Source organism: Fictibacillus halophilus, from assembly GCF_016401385.1.
GTDB classification, from domain to species: domain Bacteria; phylum Bacillota; class Bacilli; order Bacillales; family Fictibacillaceae; genus Fictibacillus; species Fictibacillus halophilus.
The window spans coordinates 965,750-980,756 of record NZ_JAEACF010000001.1 but is presented as its reverse complement, the minus strand read 5'-3'; the positions used below and the strand labels follow the sequence as shown (position 1 = coordinate 980,756).

Below are 15,007 nucleotides of genomic sequence, written 5' to 3'. Positions count from 1 at the left end.
TCCTTTTGTCTAATTATGGTTTTGAAACTTTTCTCTTACTCAAATAGCTAGTGGTATAATCACCTTTTATAAAATCCTCTTCTTTCAAGATCATTTGAAAGAGCGGTGTGTTCGTTTTCAGTCCGCTTACCTCTAGCTTGTCAAAGAATTCAACCGCATTCTTGATACATCCTTCACGATTGGAATCGCTTACAATTATTTTCGCGATCATAGGATCATAAAAAGGTGTGACAGCATTTCCACTTTCATAACCTGAATCGATCCTTACATTCTCAGTACTTGGCCAAATAAGTTTTTCAATCTTACCAGGTGACGGGAAGAAAGTGATTGGATCTTCTGCATAAAGTCTAAACTCTATCGCATGGCCTTTACTCATGATTTCCTCTTGAGTCAATGGAAGCTTTTCGCCTCTAGCTACTTGAATCTGCCATCTTACTAGATCAAGTCCTGTAATGCTCTCTGTAACGGGATGCTCAACTTGAAGTCTTGTGTTCATCTCTAAGAAATAAAAATCTCCGTTTTCACTTACGACAAATTCAACGGTTCCCGCATTCACATAGTTTACTGCTTCTGCTGCTTTAACAGCCGAATCAGTAATTTTAGAACGAAGGCTTTCTGTTAAGAATGGTGATGGTGATTCTTCGACTACTTTTTGATTTCTTCGCTGAACACTGCAATCTCGTTCAAAAAGATGAACGATGTTTCCATGTGTATCACCCATGATTTGAACTTCAATATGTCTAGCATTTTCGATACATTTCTCGATAAACATTCTGCCAGATCCAAAGTAGTTCTTTGCGCGCTCTTGAGATGAGACAAAATGTTTACGAAGATCTTCATTGTTATCGCATTTTACCATTCCGATTCCGCCACCACCGCTGCTAGCTTTAAGCATTACTGGATAACCGATCTGTTCGGCAAGTTTTACACCTTCTTCAACATCTTCGATAGGCTCGATCGTTCCAGGTACGATTGGAACACCCGCTTGCTGCATCGTTTTTCTTGCCATGATCTTATCGCCCATCCACTCGATGGTTTGAGGCGCGGGACCTATGAATGCTATTCCAGCTTTCTCTATCTTTTTGGCAAACTCATCATTCTCAGATAATAATCCATAACCTGGATGGATAGCGTCTACCTCATGTTTCAGAGCGACTTCTAGGATTACGTCACTCTGCAGATAGGATTTCGCCACCGGAGGTTCACCAATATGTACCGCCTCATCCGCAGCTTTTACAAAAGGGAGGTCTTTGTCTGCTTCAGAATATACTGCAACCGTTTGAATGTCCATTTCCTTACACGTTTGAATAATTCGCAGTGCGATTTCACCACGATTAGCGATTAATATTTTTTCCATGTTCATCCTCCTTCCTGTTGTCAACATTACCTTTTTCGACATAAAAACCAAAAAATCCTTTTTGTAAGCGTAAACTAAACGAATATTTTATTTTTAAAGAATTTTTCGCATAATTAGTATATACTATAACTATAGAGAAAAGTACAGAAAGACTGGGGGAGAACATATGTTAAAGTATGAAGTTAAAAAATTATTAGTTAACTATAAAACACTTGAAGAATTTAAGCAGTTCAAAGAATATGGAGTACAAGAATTGTCGATGCTTGAGGACCTTCAGGAGAATATGATCGAAAACGACAGTGAGTCTCCGTTCTACGGAATTTATTATGGCGATAAACTAGTAGCACGAATGAGCTTGTATCAGATCGAAGCTGCTTTTGATCAATATTTTGATCCTCCACAAGATTATTTAGAACTTTGGAAACTAGAAGTATTGCCTCATCATCAGACAAAAGGTTTAGGAAAAGCTTTAGTAGAGTTCGCAAAAACGTTCCGCCTTCCGATCAAGACGAATGGCAGACAACAATCTGGCGGTTTTTGGGAGAAGATGGGCTTTGAAGCTGTCACATACAATCAAGATCGTGACCGTGGTCAGAATCCATATGTTTGGTATCCAACAGGCGTAAGTGAACAACGCCTTGCATAAAAAATAAAAAGATGGCGTCTGCCATCTTTTTTTTAATTTCTAACAGGAACTTCTACTAACTTCCTCGCTCTGTCCATGATCTGCAATACATCTTTATAATCACGGTATACGGTTTCATATTCTTTATTCACTTTGCTAAGTTTACTTTTCAGCGTTCCGTTTTCCTTCTTAAGGTTCTGAAGCTTCAACAGTAATGCTTGATTTTCAGCTTCTAAGTTCTTTGAAACAGGCTTTTCAGCTTGAAGTTGCTGCAAATACAATATGATGTCATTTAAAGAGAGAGGCGTACCATTTTTCGCGTTATTGGAATGCTCAATGTGAAGTGATTCTTCTTTATGATTTTCAATGGTTGAAGCAAACTGTTTAACTTTTCGTTTATTTCGCTCTTTGCGCACTTTTTTAGCCTCAGTTATTGCTTTATCATATTGCTTACGAATGAGTGAGTTCCACCGGAATCCACAGGCTGCAGGTGTTCTCGTTAATTTCTCTCCTACCTCTTCAAAAGCAACGAGCTGTGTACTTCCCTCTCGAATATGTCGAAGAGTTACCTCAGCAAGAATAGCATCTTCATCTTTTGTCCAGGCATCCTGGCGCAAATTTGTCATTTAGATCCCCCCATTTTAGTGGTTTGTAATATGAATATGCTAGTGCTAGATAAGATAGACTTTTTATTCTACTAAAATGGGGAAAACTTATTTTTTTAAGAATGCCTCTACTCTTTTATGATGTTCATCTGACGCCCATAACTTTGCACATCGTTGAATCTCATTTTGAACGCTCTGTTTTATCTTTTCCTTATCTAATCTTTCAAGCTGAAGAGCTTTATAAGACTCGATGACGCCAAGAGGTTGAGATGTAAACCTGCTTACATAGCGTTCTGTTTCTTTCAAGCTGTTTCCTTTAATGACGTATTGGATAAATCCGTAATCCATGCTTTGCTTAGCTGTCACAGGAGTGGAGCTGTATAAGAGATCCATTGCTCTCATTAGGTTGATTCTTTCTAAGAGGTATGTTCCCCCTCCCCAACCCGTTGAGATGCCTAAACGCCCTTGAATAAACCCCACTTTCGCCTCTGCACGAGCAAGTCTAATATCACACGCGGATGCAATTTCGCATCCGCCTCCAACTGCTGATCCGTTTAAAAGAGCTACAGTGGGTTTAGGAAAAAAGAATAAATCAAGAAGGATGTTTCCCATTTTTGATAACATACCGTACGCTTGTTCTTCAGTCTTTAATGAATGAAAAGCACTAAGGTCTCCTCCAGAACAAAACGCTTTTGTACCTGATCCCGTTATGATAAGAACTTTTACCTCTTCGTCCTTTTTTGCCAAGTTTAAAAGAGTTGATAAATCCTTCATCACATCGTAATTTATAGCATTACGTACTGTAGGGCGATTTAAAGTTATCCACCCTATTCCATTCTTTTTTTCCCATAAAACAGGTTGCTCGTTCACTATCTACACCTCCGATACAAAAGAAAACGCTTTATTTATGTATATGAAAAAACAGGAAGCCTATAGCTCCCTGCTTTTCATTACTTGCTAACTACTTCTTTTCCTTTGTAAGATCCACACTCACGGCAAACGCGGTGAGATAACTTGTATTCTCCGCACTGTGGACACTTTACCATACCAGGCATGGAAAGCTTGTAGTGTGTACGACGCTTCGCTTGGCGAGTTTGAGAAGTTCTGCGAAAAGGTACTGCCATTTGTATCCACCTCCTTAAAGGTTCTAGAAAGAATCATTATAACCTATTCTTTCACTTTTTGTCTTCGTCAAAAAATTTAGCCAGACCTTCCAAACGCGGATCAATCCGGTTTTTCATGTCTTCATCCGTAACCCTCTTCCATCCTTTTCCTTCCTTAGGAGCGGGACTGTCTGTCACATCAGCAGCCGTAATTTTCAACGGTTTTTCAAGCAAAATATGCTCTTCGATGACAGGGAGAAGGTCAACGTAATGTCCTTCGACTTTGTGAAGGCTCTCTTCATCTTCGTATTCCGTATAGTTCGGATCGAAAATAAAAATTTCCGTCGTTTTTACCGAGAATGGAAATTCCACATCTACCAATGTGTTGGCACATGGCAACACCATTTTTCCTTTTATGTTTAAGTAAAAAGTGGCTTTTTGCTGAGTTACATCTGCATGTCCTTCTACGTGAACAGGATCAACGCTTCTGATCTCCGGGTCTTTTTCCATCACTCCGCTCGCATCAACATTTTGTTCAAACGTTAACGGTTTACGGTAAAAATTTTTAATTTCTTGTAGTGACCATTTCATGTCTTTATCACCTCAAGGCAACAGTAGTAATTATATCGGTCATCAAATAAAATGTCAATATTTTATCTTTACACTGATACTTTTGATTCTAAACTCTTTTTAGTACAATGTAAACAAGTATAATCGAACGTTTAAAAGGAAGTGGAACAGTTGAAAGCAACTGGTGTTGTTGTTGAATATAATCCGTTTCATAATGGGCATTATTATCATTTACAAGAAACGAAAAAAGCTACAGGTGCTGATTGTATTATCGCCGTGATGAGCGGTAATTTCCTTCAACGAGGAGAACCTGCTCTTTTGTCAAAGTGGAAAAGGACAAAGATGGCTCTTTTAGGTGGAGCAGATCTCGTTATTGAACTTCCTTATTCTTTTGCTACTAGCCATGCGCCTCGTTTTGCATTTGGTAGCATTTTTTTGCTGCAATCTCTTGGTGCAGAGTCATTTTGCTTTGGAAGTGAATCTGGGGATGCTGAACTTTTCAACAAGACTCATGAATCGGTAAATGCTCAACAGGAAACCTATCAAGAACTAGTTCGTACATTCATGAGCAATGGGCTATCCTATCCTTCAGCTGCTTCACGAGCATATGAATCACTTGATATTCCATTAGCTCTCGATCTCAGTAAACCGAATAACATCTTAGGTTTTGAATATGTAAGAGCCAGCCGTGAGTTAGGTTCTCAAATTACACCGGTTACGATAAAGAGAAAAAATGCTAATTACCATGATGTAATGCTAGGTAAAGGTAACATTGCGAGCGCAACAGCAATTAGAGAAGCTATTTTCACAAGTGATACCAAACAAGCAGCACCTTATATGCCAAGCTACACATTTGAGTTGTTAGCTGAAGAACGAAGCGATAAAGGTACTTTAATGAATTGGGAACGCTTTTATCCTCTTCTTCGTTATCAACTATTATCTACAAGTCCCAGTGAAATAAACCGTTATTATGAAGTTGAAGAGGGTTTAGAGTATAGGATGATTGAGGCAATGAAGAGATCTGACTCTTTTGAAACTTTCATGAAACATATAAAGACTAAGCGTTATACATGGACAAGACTGCAACGCGCGTGTACACACGTTTTAAATAAGGTCCAAAAAGAAGAGATGTTGGCCATTCTAGACTCCCCTCCCTCATACATTCGCGTGTTAGGAATGACAGGTATAGGAAGGGATTACCTAGGATCTGTGAAAAAGTCATTAGACCTTCCTCTCGTTACTACTGTCTCTAAGCATGATTTTGCTGGATTGAGGATGGAAGCGAAGACATCTTTAGTATATGCTCAAGGGGCATCTCGGAATATTATACGAGCTGAGAAAGAAGAATTTAATACTCCGCCAGTAATGGTGAAATGATTGAGAAGCTAGTTTTCGGGGGCGAGCGCTCGTATTTTTCGTATGGCGCTCGTCGTAGCGTGCTTAGCAGCCGCTCCGACGAGCTAAAAAAGGATGCAGAAAAGCCAATTCTGGCCACTGCATCCTTTTTGTCTACAATTTTTTCAAATAATCCAGTGCATCGTTCAATGTTTTAACTGGTACAACCTTCATCTTAGAGCCTATATCCTTTTGAGCCTTTACCGCATCACTGTAGTTATCTCCATCAACAGGAGCAAAAAAGATCTCCGCCCCAGCTTCATCAGCTGCTACAATTTTTTGTTGTATACCGCCGATCGGTCCTACATTCTTTTGAAGGTCCATCGTTCCGGTTCCTGCAATCTTCTTTCCATGTGTAAGATCATCTGGCGTTAGCTGATCCATAATTTCTAACGTAAACATCAACCCAGCTGATGGTCCTCCGATCTGCGAGGTATCAATTTTCACTTTCGGATCTGTTACGATTGAAACATCTGCGACAGGAGAGGTGATACCAAGACCGGCTTTTGGTCCTTGATCTTGAATATACTTCTTTGGAAACTCCTCAATATTTAAGTTCACATTCAATTTTTTATCGCCACGTAGTATGGTTAAGTCTACCTCATCTCCTGCTTTTTTCGGAGCGAGTGTATCAAGAAGTTTCTTTGTTTCCATAACCGGATTACGGTCAACAGCAATAATTTTATCTCCAACTTTTAACTTTTTTTCTGCAGGCATTCCAGACATAATTCCCGTAACATAAACACCATGGTATTCAATGTCTACTTTTTTTCCTGCCTCTTGATAAGCTACTATCGTAGCAGCATGCTGTGAATCTTCCATCATCTGAAGTTGTCTTTGGTTGTACTCTTCATCCGTCTCATCTTCTCCTCTGATCTGATCAGCAGGAATGACTTCACGATAATCACTTAGCTTTGCCCATATGTATTGCGGAATGTTTGCTGTTCCTACCGACACTGTTGTCAGCATAAACTCTCCCTTATCTTGGTCTCCTCCCTCTACGCTAATGATGGGATCTAATACCCTGGCATCTCCAGGAGAGGTAATGTAGTAAGGGAGTGGATAGAATGCTATAAAAGCAAACACCAACAAAAAAAGAATAATGAATTTATTTTTCGAGAAAAAATTTTTTCGTTTCGCTGTTTTTTCAGTGGTCATGCATAGACTCCTTCCAGTTGTTGATCTTTTCTAGTATTTTTGGTATCTGTTTTCTTCCTGCTTCTTCTCCTATAGCGATTATATCATTAACATCTTTAAATGCTGTAGAACTGAACTGTTCAACCATTGGACGGATCATAATATCAGCTGAAATTTCATGCCAGCGGACCATTTCGCGCTGCATGATATCAATGCTCTGAATGATAACATCAAAAATAGATGAAACTTGAAGTTCTGCTTTAAAATGAGAGATATCTACTGCGATTACAAGGTCCGCTCCCATCTCTCTTGCCACTGAAACAGGTACTCGATCGATGACCCCACCGTCCACTAAGAGTTTTCCATCTATCTTTTCTGGCACTAATATTCCAGGGATCGAGATGCTAGCACGAACTGCATCTGCAATAGGACCGGTTCTGAAAACCACTTTTTCTCCAAGCAGAAGATCTGTTGCTACGATCGCCAAAGGAATGTCTGTTTGTTCAATATGCTTTTGTTTGGTGAGAAGCCTCACGAGTTCTTTGATTTTCTTTCCTGTAATAAATCCCATCTTAGGGACCGTATAATCCATATAATATTTGCGTTTGAAGAGCGTTGCCATACGGTAAAGATTTTCATCGCTATGTCCCATACTTACCATAGCACCGACTAAAGCTCCCATGCTGCTCCCAGCTACCATATCTATTGGTATCCCTGCATCTCTTATTGCTTTAACAACACCAAGATGAGCAAATCCTCTAGCACCACCAGATCCTAGAGCAAGTCCGATTTTCGGTTCTTTCATCCTTTGCTCCTCCTTTAGAAGCACCGTCTTTTTTTAACATATGGTCTAAAGAGTAAGGCTATACGTATAAATAAGGATGAGGACAAGTAAGTATAGTGTAATTTTGCGAGAGGAGCACTCCCCTTATGAACAAAGCCTATTTCAAAACACTTTTATTGTCAGCATCGGCAATTATCATAGCAATATCAATAATAATATACCCAAAAGAAACCTACATGGCATCAGTCAACGGTTTGAAAATGTGGTGGGACGTTGTTTTCCCATCCTTAATGCCCTTTTTTATATTATCAGAGGTATTGATGGGTTTTGGCGTCGTACATCTTATAGGTGTATTGTTTGAACCTCTAATGAGACCGCTTTTCCGCGTACCTGGCGCAGGGGGATTCGTTTGGGCAATGGGCATTTCTTCAGGATTTCCTGCTGGTGCAAAGCTAACTGCACGATTATGGCACCAAAAGCAGATCACGACCATAGAAGCAGAACGCCTCGTATCTTTTACGAATTGTTCAAACCCGTTATTCATGTTCAGCGCAATTGCAGTAGGCTTTTTTCATAACGCCGCTCTCGGCATCGTTCTCGCAGTAAGTCACTATGTGGGCAATTTTTTCGTTGGACTTATCATGAGGTTTCATGGTTGGAAAAAAGAACCCGTGGAAAAGGAAGTACGTTATAGAGGCAAAGGATTAACCAACGCGTTTAAGCATATGCATGAAGCTAGACTAGCAGACAACCGCCCAATCGGACAGCTTCTTGGAGATGCTGTGCAACAATCAACAAAGACATTGCTTATGATTGGTGGGTTCATTATCCTCTTCTCTGTACTAAGTAAGATGATGGATCTTCTTCACGTGGCAGAACTTCTCTCAAGCTTTATCAATTATTTATTTATCATGCTTTCGCTATCTGAACAATTAAGTCTTCCTCTTATAAAAGGAATCTTCGAGATTACATTGGGAAGTAATTTAACAAGTCTCGCACAATCACCCATTTTACAACAAGCTGTCATCGTAAGTTTCATTTTGGCTTTTAGCGGTTTTTCCGTACAAGCACAAGTTGCTAGTATCCTTGCAGATACAGATATCAAGTTCAAACCTTTCTTTTTCGCAAGAATACTTCACGGTTTTTTATCTGCGATCATTTGTCTTTTAGTATTCCCTTATTTGTATCACGTTAAAAGTACTACTGCTCCAGCATTTGCATTTCTTACAGAGAAAACCGTACACATTAGTGAGTTTGGTATGTTAGCCCTTATGCATAGCCATTATGTAACCCTTGGATTCTTGATTATCTCAATACTCATATGGAATAGAAACCTTATGAAAAAAAACAGCCTCCGCACTTAACGGGGGCTGTTGTATTTTTCTTTTAAAGCTTCTTCTACAACTTCAGGAACAAGATCTGAAACATTCGCATGATACTTTGCTGCTTCTTTAACGATGCTCGAACTTAGGAAAGAGTATTGATTGTTTGTCATCATAAAGAATGTTTCTACTTGATCATCTAATTTTTTGTTGATGGAAGCGATCTTCATCTCGTATTCAAAATCTGATACAGCACGAAGGCCTCTAAGAATAACATTTGCTCCAATATTCTTTACGTAATCGATCAATAGGCCGTTAAACGAGTCTACTTTTACATTAGGAAACTGTTTCGTAACTTCCTTTAGGAGCAAGATTCTCTCATCAACTGTAAACAAAGGGTCTTTACTTTGATTATTTGCTACTACTACAATTACTTCATCAAATACTGTTGCTCCACGTTTAATAATGTCCAGATGACCACGAGTTACGGGATCAAAGCTACCAGGACAGACTGCAGTTGTTGGCATATTCTTCACCTCATACTTTATGTTAATCGCGTTTGTAGATTGTTATTGTAGTTGTTTTTCCGTACGTTTCCTGTCTGACCTGATAAAAGTTTCCGATCTCCTCGGGTAGCGTTACATCTGTACCATGTTCAGTCACTATACTTCCTTCTGGAGAGAGAAGTTCAAGCTTATCAATCTCTTCCATATCTTTTAATAACATCTGTTTCGCATAAGGAGGATCAAGGAAAATCATATCAAATTGCACTTCTCTTTTATGAAGCGCTTTCAATGCTCTTTTTGCATCATTTCGGAAGACTTCTGTTTTGTCTTCGTAGTTGCATTGTTTGATATTCTCTTTGATCGTATGTATGGCCTTTTGATCTTTGTCAATGAAAATGAAGTGCTCCATGCCTCGGCTTAATGCTTCTAAACCCAGGCCACCGCTTCCGCCATATAAGTCAAGTCCTGTTCCTCCATCAAAAAAAGGACCGATCATGTTAAAGATGGATTCTTTGATCTTATCCGTTGTCGGTCTAGTGTTCATACCTGGAACAGCTTTAAGTGGTCTTCCTTTACATTCTCCAGCTATTACTCTCACGTTCTTCACTCAATTCTTTATCCGTTTTCCCTTACTTATCCTATCACAAGTATTCCTGTAATCAAACATCAAATCTTTTTCTTATAAGTATAAGGCAAATTAAATGCGGTCATACTATTTATAACAACATCAACGAACGATGTTGTTGCCAACCGCGGAGAAGACTTACTCCCCATAAGTTCTTCATCCGGTTTCTCCTCTCCCATCGCCTTTAAACAGAAGTGATTTTGTTTTAAAGGCAACCTGCAGTTTTTGCTGCAGGTTTTTTTTCATGCTTAAAAGCTCTTTAAGCTCACAGGTGATTGTGCTACATTGTTTTATAGAAAGGGGATTGAATGATGATTCAAAGATTTATTGAGCTTGGAGAAGGGTATTCAGATCTTTACGAACTCCTAGAGATTATGGAAACGAACAAAGACCGTGTTTCACAGTTATTATGTCTAAAAGTTAAGAAAGAAGATAGAATGTATGCGTCTCTAGTTGCTGTACTTCACCCAGCTTCAGAGGGGAAATTCCAGCCGCTATACATTTGCCGAGAAGGAGTACCCTATCCTTCTAAACGAATTGATTTATTCGAGGCAAAAGCTGCTCAACTAAATAAAGAAGTTATAACGTTTGACGTAAAGCCATCAACCGATTTTGCTGAAACAGAACTCTTTTTTCACTATTTAACAGGGATTCTTCGCTTAAACTACCTGATCCCACCATTAACATAGTTGCAGAATAACATAAAGAAAACAGGCAGCTATTTTTATTAGCAGCCTGTCTTTTAAATCCCCATCTTATAGTCATACTCTTTTGCTTTATCAACGATTTTACTTTCATATTCTGTCTTGATCTCTTGTTTATGAGACCTTTTTACTTCTTTTACAAAATGCAATGATTCAAGCTTTGCTGCGATCTCGTCTATTTTGTTTCCATCACAGTACAGAACAGCATATTTTAACCTTCTAGAAACATAATGTACATTACCATAGCGTCTTAACTGTTTTGAAAACTTTAATGAGTGGAGAAAAACAGATAGCCCACGACGATTACCTATCATAATTAAAGCCCCTTTTATTTACTTAAATTGAAAAAATCAACGAATACTCCTCAATAGGATGTGATGTAGATTGGACTTAAACAACGTTTGGAAACATTTTTTGAATTCAATGAAACAAGATCCTTCGATCATGAATGTTGAAAAAAAAATGATGGCCGGTATCCCTTTCATTTATGTAACGGTTTCTTCGCAGTTTTCAATCGATCACTCAACTGATTCTGTAAAAAAACATGCCGTAAAAGCTATGAAAGGGAAACGGCTAACATTAAACCTTACATTTGTACGCTCAGAAGAAAATCTTCATGTGTACCGTATGCGTTTTTTAGTCCCACAAGAAAAAATGTTCTGCTGCGGAAACTTATGTTTTGACTGCATTCGGTTTAGAGACTGATTTTAAGCACAACCACAAGATCCGCCAGAACCACATCCACCACTGCAAGAGCTCTCATCAAAGAAAGGATTGCCTGTAGGAACTTTAATCTGCTCAGATACACTGTATGCAATGATTCTGCTGCATTCCATCAATAAATTTTCAAGTTCTTTTTCTGCTTTCTTAAATTGAGCTATATTTTCATGGAAATCAAGCTCTCGTTTAAGTGTACGAACTTGTGTTGAAACAGTATTAAAATCTGGATGATATTTACCAAAACGCTGTACTTCTTCATACTGTTCTTTCATTTTGGCGAAACGAGCAATCATTTTCTGAGCTTCTACATCTTGCTCTAACTTATATTTTGACTTTCTATATGCTATTGCAACACTGGAATCAGCAACCATCTCAGCTAATGCTAAGGACTCTTCCAGCAATACACTTTGGTCTAAACTCATACGTCACACCTCCCTTTAGGTATGAGGTTTCTAATCTATTATAGCGGATATTGAATGGACTTAAAAGCATGGCAGTGTTGAAACAAAAAATAAAACTCTTCATAAATTGAAGAGTTAGCGTACTTGAACGACTATATTTTTCTTTAATCCGTAATTAGATCCATCCTTTTTCTTCAGCTGCAGTGTAATCTTGTGTTTACCAGGATTCATATTTTTTAATATGAACATGGATTGATTGGCATTCATCTTCCATTTATTGTTTACAAAAACAGCAATATACCCATCCTTATTCCCAGGTGTTTTCGTAAGACCGCCTTGGAAAGAGAATCTTGTAATAATATTTTCAAAATATATTCGCTGCTTTTTCACATGATAGTTGACCGCCCAGTCTTTATCCATTATTGGATACGAAGCAGATACCTCGACGGCTTTAGATTCTTGAAGTTTGGTCTCTGAAGTTCCTTCGAAAAATTTGGTTAACGTAAATAGTGTGAGTACTATGATCACTAATAGACCGCCCGTATAGATCCGTCTATTTCTTATTTTCATAAAAAAACCACTCCTTATAGAAGTAGTTTTTTCCTTTTACAGACTTATTATCCCTCAATATGCCTTAACCGTTGTTAAGAGAGTCTGGCATCGGTTGAAAATCATTTGGTACTGGATGACTACTGCCCTTTACTTCATCACCCATTACAGAGATTAACTCCATTAACAAGCCAAAATTTTGTACCTGTTGATGAAAGCGATCTACTCTTTGCCCAAAGGTACGTCCGTAAAACACTTTCGCACCCTCTTCCAGCTCTGTTACTGAAAAAGGGTTTCTGCTTAACTTTCTATACCACTCTGGCTTTTCTCTTATATAATATTTCAAGTCAGGTCTTGTATTTAAGTATTCGAGAATTTCTCTTCGCACTCCGCACACATCCTTTTAATCCCTATAAGAAGGATAATCATTCATTCTATTTTCCGGCAGCTGGTTCGGTCTGTCAGACTGATTGTTAAATTGCTGTAATAGTTCTTGAACCGCATCCATTAGACTACCAAATTGAGATAAATATTTTTGTACATCAGTGATTTGAAGTTTACTTAAACCAGCAACAATATCTCCTACTGTAAGTTCTGTTCTCGTCTTATCGGACTTAGAGCGATCTTCTTGTTTATTTTCTTTGTCTTTTGCATACTGATTCCAGCTCTCATGTTCTTCTCCCAAAACAATCCAATCCTGATAGACTTCTTTCCAAGGCCTCTTATTCTTCTTCACTTCCTTAATTAAATCAGGATGTTTATGAACGAACTCCTTGAAACTTTCGATATCAGTCTTTACCACAGAATCCACCCCCAGCCATCCACTGACGAATGATGTTTACTATATGATACATAAGTGCCCATAAATTGGTGCGCCCATTTTTTAGATTTCGTGCAAAGTTAATTCTGTTTACTTTATTCTCATCCGCCCAAAAAGGTACAATAAAAATAAAAAAAGATTGAAGGAGAAAAATATTGGATATTAAGGACGAGTGGAACGATTTCTTTGAAACCAGTACTGAACAAGAGCAACAGGTCATGAAACTTTTCTTAGACAGTTTAAAAACAAAAAGAGAAAAGAACCATATGACACACATTGCTTCTTTATTAGATTTTAAAACAACTAGGATCAATGACCATACGCTAGAAATGGAGATGCCCAATTCACCTATACTTAATAATTCGATCGGAATTTTACATGGCGGCTTAACAGCAACACTTTTAGATACAGCGATGGGCACAATGGCTAGTCTTGTTCCAGGTAACAAAAAAGGGGCCGTAACTGTAGAACTCAAAGTGGATTACGTAACACCAGGGGTTGGAGAGTTGTTTATATGTCGAGCTGAAGTCGTTCATAATGGCAGACAATTAGTACGTATGGTTGGAAAAGTGCGTAATGAACACGGTACGTTAATCGCATCGGCTACGGGTACATTCTTTAAACTTGCTGAATAACACAAAAGTTCATCAAAATGTTATTCAAAAAAAAGGCTGAACCCATTAAGGTTCAGCCTTACATCATTTATTTACTCCATAGGTACCAAAAAATTTTGGGTGTAATACTTTTGGTCTACACCTACTCCTAAATGAGTATATTCATTGTTTAACAGTGTCTTTCTATGCCCTTCACTGTTCATCCAGCCTTCTACAGCTGCTATTCCATCCGTATAGTTTGCTGCTATGTTTTCGCCAGCTTGCAAAAACTTGACTTCTTTTTGCTGCAGCCTGTCAGAAAGCGTCCTCCCATCCTTACTTTCATGGGAAAAATATTGCTGATCCAACATATCTTTTGAATGTAAAAACGCTACTTCTGATGTTCTTTCATCCCATACTAGCGGGTTTTTCTCGTATTTAAGACGTATGATATTCGTTAACTCAAAAACTTGTTGTTCTTCAGATTGATCTACTTTTTTCTGTTCATCCTCACTTAATTGTCCGAGCGGAGGAAGATCTCCACGATAAACGATTGAATAAGGTCTCTGTTTTAATAATACATCTGAAGTTGTATACCTAACACTAGAGAGCTGGTTTGTGAACTTATCAAAATAAAGTTGTACCCAAACGTTATCTTTCAATTTAATCAGTGGGCGTAACATAACTTCTTGCTCAGAAAGTTCGAATCTAAAAAAATCTTCACCATCATTAATAGTGATGTCACTCTCGATGGGAAACTTCTGAATGATCTTATTTGAATTCTCTCCGATCGTAAATGGTGCAGTGTTCACGTCAGATCCAATAACAAACAAAGTAACTACTTTTCCGTTTTCAACACCTGCTTGAAGATACCCTTTTGGACTCTTGTTGCCATAGATATACCATTCATAGCCATAACTAGATGGATCAATCCTTTCAGGTTCTCCCCACTGCTCCTTAAATGCAGATATATCTTTACCTACCCAGTTAGAAACAGCATCGTCAGGAATCTTTAGTGTTTCTTCTATGTATTCTACTTTTGTATCAGGCTTTTCTTTCTCGACCGTAAATTCTGGCAGAACATCATAAAAAAATAAACCAATTAAAATAAAAACGGATAGGAAAAAAGTAACCAATCCTCGCATAATGGTTCCCCCTATATCTTTCTTCTCTTCTTAGTTTAGCATAGAG

At 38.3% G+C, this 15,007-nt stretch carries 21 protein-coding genes; 6 read left to right on the top strand and 15 right to left on the bottom strand.

The genetic code is table 11. The features are described 5' to 3' along the window. Positions 1-13 precede the first annotated feature (13 nt). Positions 14-1,357 carry an acetyl-CoA carboxylase biotin carboxylase subunit gene (locus I5J82_RS05240; protein WP_198766956.1) on the bottom strand — a complete coding sequence of 448 codons (1,344 nt, stop codon included), beginning with the start codon at positions 1,355-1,357 and terminating at the stop codon, positions 14-16. Between the two features lie 166 nt (positions 1,358-1,523). Here I5J82_RS05240 and I5J82_RS05235 point away from each other — a divergent pair, with 166 nt between their 5' ends. Continuing rightward, a complete protein-coding gene (locus I5J82_RS05235) occupies positions 1,524-2,003 on the top strand; it encodes an N-acetyltransferase (RefSeq protein WP_198766955.1) in 480 nt (159 codons plus the stop codon). A 32-nt stretch (positions 2,004-2,035) separates the two neighbouring features. Here the strand turns inward: I5J82_RS05235 and I5J82_RS05230 are convergent, their stop codons facing one another. The 4 genes from I5J82_RS05230 to I5J82_RS05215 all read right to left on the bottom strand — a co-directional run bounded on the left by I5J82_RS05230 (position 2,036) and on the right by I5J82_RS05215 (position 4,281). Beyond that, entirely contained in the window at positions 2,036-2,608 is a 573-nt protein-coding gene (locus I5J82_RS05230) for an RsfA family transcriptional regulator (RefSeq protein ID WP_198766954.1), read from the bottom strand. A gap of 87 nt (positions 2,609-2,695) precedes the next feature. After that, entirely contained in the window at positions 2,696-3,457 is a 762-nt protein-coding gene (locus tag I5J82_RS05225; RefSeq protein WP_198766953.1) for an enoyl-CoA hydratase/isomerase family protein, read from the bottom strand. A gap of 80 nt (positions 3,458-3,537) precedes the next feature. Continuing rightward, on the bottom strand, positions 3,538-3,711 hold the full coding sequence (gene rpmF / locus I5J82_RS05220; RefSeq protein ID WP_066240492.1) for a 50S ribosomal protein L32: 174 nt from the start codon (positions 3,709-3,711) through the stop codon (positions 3,538-3,540). 51 nt (positions 3,712-3,762) lie between these two features. Further along, positions 3,763-4,281, bottom strand: coding sequence for a YceD family protein (locus I5J82_RS05215; protein ID WP_066393415.1), 519 nt, complete (start codon positions 4,279-4,281; stop codon positions 3,763-3,765). A 150-nt stretch (positions 4,282-4,431) separates the two neighbouring features. Between I5J82_RS05215 and I5J82_RS05210 the strand changes: the two genes are divergently transcribed. Then, a complete protein-coding gene (locus I5J82_RS05210) occupies positions 4,432-5,637 on the top strand; it encodes a nucleotidyltransferase (protein ID WP_198766952.1) in 1,206 nt (401 codons plus the stop codon). 132 nt (positions 5,638-5,769) lie between these two features. On the opposite strand, the gene I5J82_RS05205 is transcribed toward I5J82_RS05210, so the two are convergent. Both I5J82_RS05205 and I5J82_RS05200 read right to left on the bottom strand, forming a co-directional pair. After that, a complete protein-coding gene (locus I5J82_RS05205) occupies positions 5,770-6,813 on the bottom strand; it encodes a SepM family pheromone-processing serine protease (protein WP_198766951.1) in 1,044 nt (347 codons plus the stop codon). Next, complete coding sequence (locus I5J82_RS05200; RefSeq protein WP_144700962.1) at positions 6,803-7,597, bottom strand: patatin-like phospholipase family protein; 795 nt, start codon at positions 7,595-7,597, stop codon at positions 6,803-6,805. The genes I5J82_RS05205 and I5J82_RS05200 overlap by 11 nt, the downstream gene beginning before the upstream one ends. A gap of 125 nt (positions 7,598-7,722) precedes the next feature. On the opposite strand from I5J82_RS05200, the gene ylbJ reads away from it, so the two are divergent. After that, positions 7,723-8,940 carry a sporulation integral membrane protein YlbJ gene (gene ylbJ, locus I5J82_RS05195; RefSeq protein WP_198766950.1) on the top strand — a complete coding sequence of 406 codons (1,218 nt, stop codon included), beginning with the start codon at positions 7,723-7,725 and terminating at the stop codon, positions 8,938-8,940. Here ylbJ and coaD read toward each other — a convergent pair. After that, positions 8,937-9,425 carry a pantetheine-phosphate adenylyltransferase gene (gene coaD, locus I5J82_RS05190; RefSeq protein WP_198766949.1) on the bottom strand — a complete coding sequence of 163 codons (489 nt, stop codon included), beginning with the start codon at positions 9,423-9,425 and terminating at the stop codon, positions 8,937-8,939. The genes ylbJ and coaD overlap by 4 nt on opposite strands. 22 nt (positions 9,426-9,447) lie before the next feature. Beyond that, positions 9,448-10,002: a 16S rRNA (guanine(966)-N(2))-methyltransferase RsmD gene (gene rsmD / locus I5J82_RS05185; RefSeq protein ID WP_198768921.1), complete on the bottom strand. Its 555-nt coding sequence runs from the start codon at positions 10,000-10,002 to the stop codon at positions 9,448-9,450. A 338-nt stretch (positions 10,003-10,340) separates the two neighbouring features. Here rsmD and I5J82_RS05180 point away from each other — a divergent pair, with 338 nt between their 5' ends. Continuing rightward, on the top strand, positions 10,341-10,718 hold the full coding sequence (locus I5J82_RS05180) for a DUF7147 family protein (protein ID WP_198766948.1): 378 nt from the start codon (positions 10,341-10,343) through the stop codon (positions 10,716-10,718). 53 nt (positions 10,719-10,771) lie between these two features. Here I5J82_RS05180 and I5J82_RS05175 read toward each other — a convergent pair whose 3' ends face one another. Continuing rightward, positions 10,772-11,047 (bottom strand): YlbG family protein, encoded by a 276-nt coding sequence (locus I5J82_RS05175; RefSeq protein ID WP_066245799.1) that lies wholly within the window; start codon positions 11,045-11,047, stop codon positions 10,772-10,774. Positions 11,048-11,117: 70 nt separating this feature from the next. Between I5J82_RS05175 and I5J82_RS05170 the strand changes: the two genes are divergently transcribed. Beyond that, the gene (locus tag I5J82_RS05170; protein WP_198766947.1) at positions 11,118-11,438 is read left to right on the top strand and encodes a hypothetical protein; all 321 of its coding nucleotides are present in this window, start codon (positions 11,118-11,120) and stop codon (positions 11,436-11,438) included. 2 nt (positions 11,439-11,440) lie between these two features. On the opposite strand, the gene I5J82_RS05165 is transcribed toward I5J82_RS05170, so the two are convergent. From I5J82_RS05165 to ylbD, 4 genes are all read right to left on the bottom strand, one after another. Then, entirely contained in the window at positions 11,441-11,875 is a 435-nt protein-coding gene (locus tag I5J82_RS05165) for a YlbF/YmcA family competence regulator (protein ID WP_198766946.1), read from the bottom strand. A 114-nt stretch (positions 11,876-11,989) separates the two neighbouring features. Next, positions 11,990-12,424, bottom strand: coding sequence for a hypothetical protein (locus I5J82_RS05160; protein WP_198766945.1), 435 nt, complete (start codon positions 12,422-12,424; stop codon positions 11,990-11,992). A gap of 64 nt (positions 12,425-12,488) precedes the next feature. Then, positions 12,489-12,791: a YlbE-like family protein gene (locus I5J82_RS05155; RefSeq protein WP_198766944.1), complete on the bottom strand. Its 303-nt coding sequence runs from the start codon at positions 12,789-12,791 to the stop codon at positions 12,489-12,491. Positions 12,792-12,806: 15 nt separating this feature from the next. Next, a complete protein-coding gene (ylbD, locus tag I5J82_RS05150) occupies positions 12,807-13,205 on the bottom strand; it encodes a YlbD family protein (RefSeq protein ID WP_198766943.1) in 399 nt (132 codons plus the stop codon). A 173-nt stretch (positions 13,206-13,378) separates the two neighbouring features. On the opposite strand from ylbD, the gene I5J82_RS05145 reads away from it, so the two are divergent. Next, positions 13,379-13,858: a PaaI family thioesterase gene (locus tag I5J82_RS05145; protein WP_198766942.1), complete on the top strand. Its 480-nt coding sequence runs from the start codon at positions 13,379-13,381 to the stop codon at positions 13,856-13,858. Between the two features lie 71 nt (positions 13,859-13,929). On the opposite strand, the gene I5J82_RS05140 is transcribed toward I5J82_RS05145, so the two are convergent. Continuing rightward, positions 13,930-14,961, bottom strand: coding sequence for a CAP domain-containing protein (locus I5J82_RS05140; protein ID WP_198766941.1), 1,032 nt, complete (start codon positions 14,959-14,961; stop codon positions 13,930-13,932). Positions 14,962-15,007: the final 46 nt, after the last annotated feature.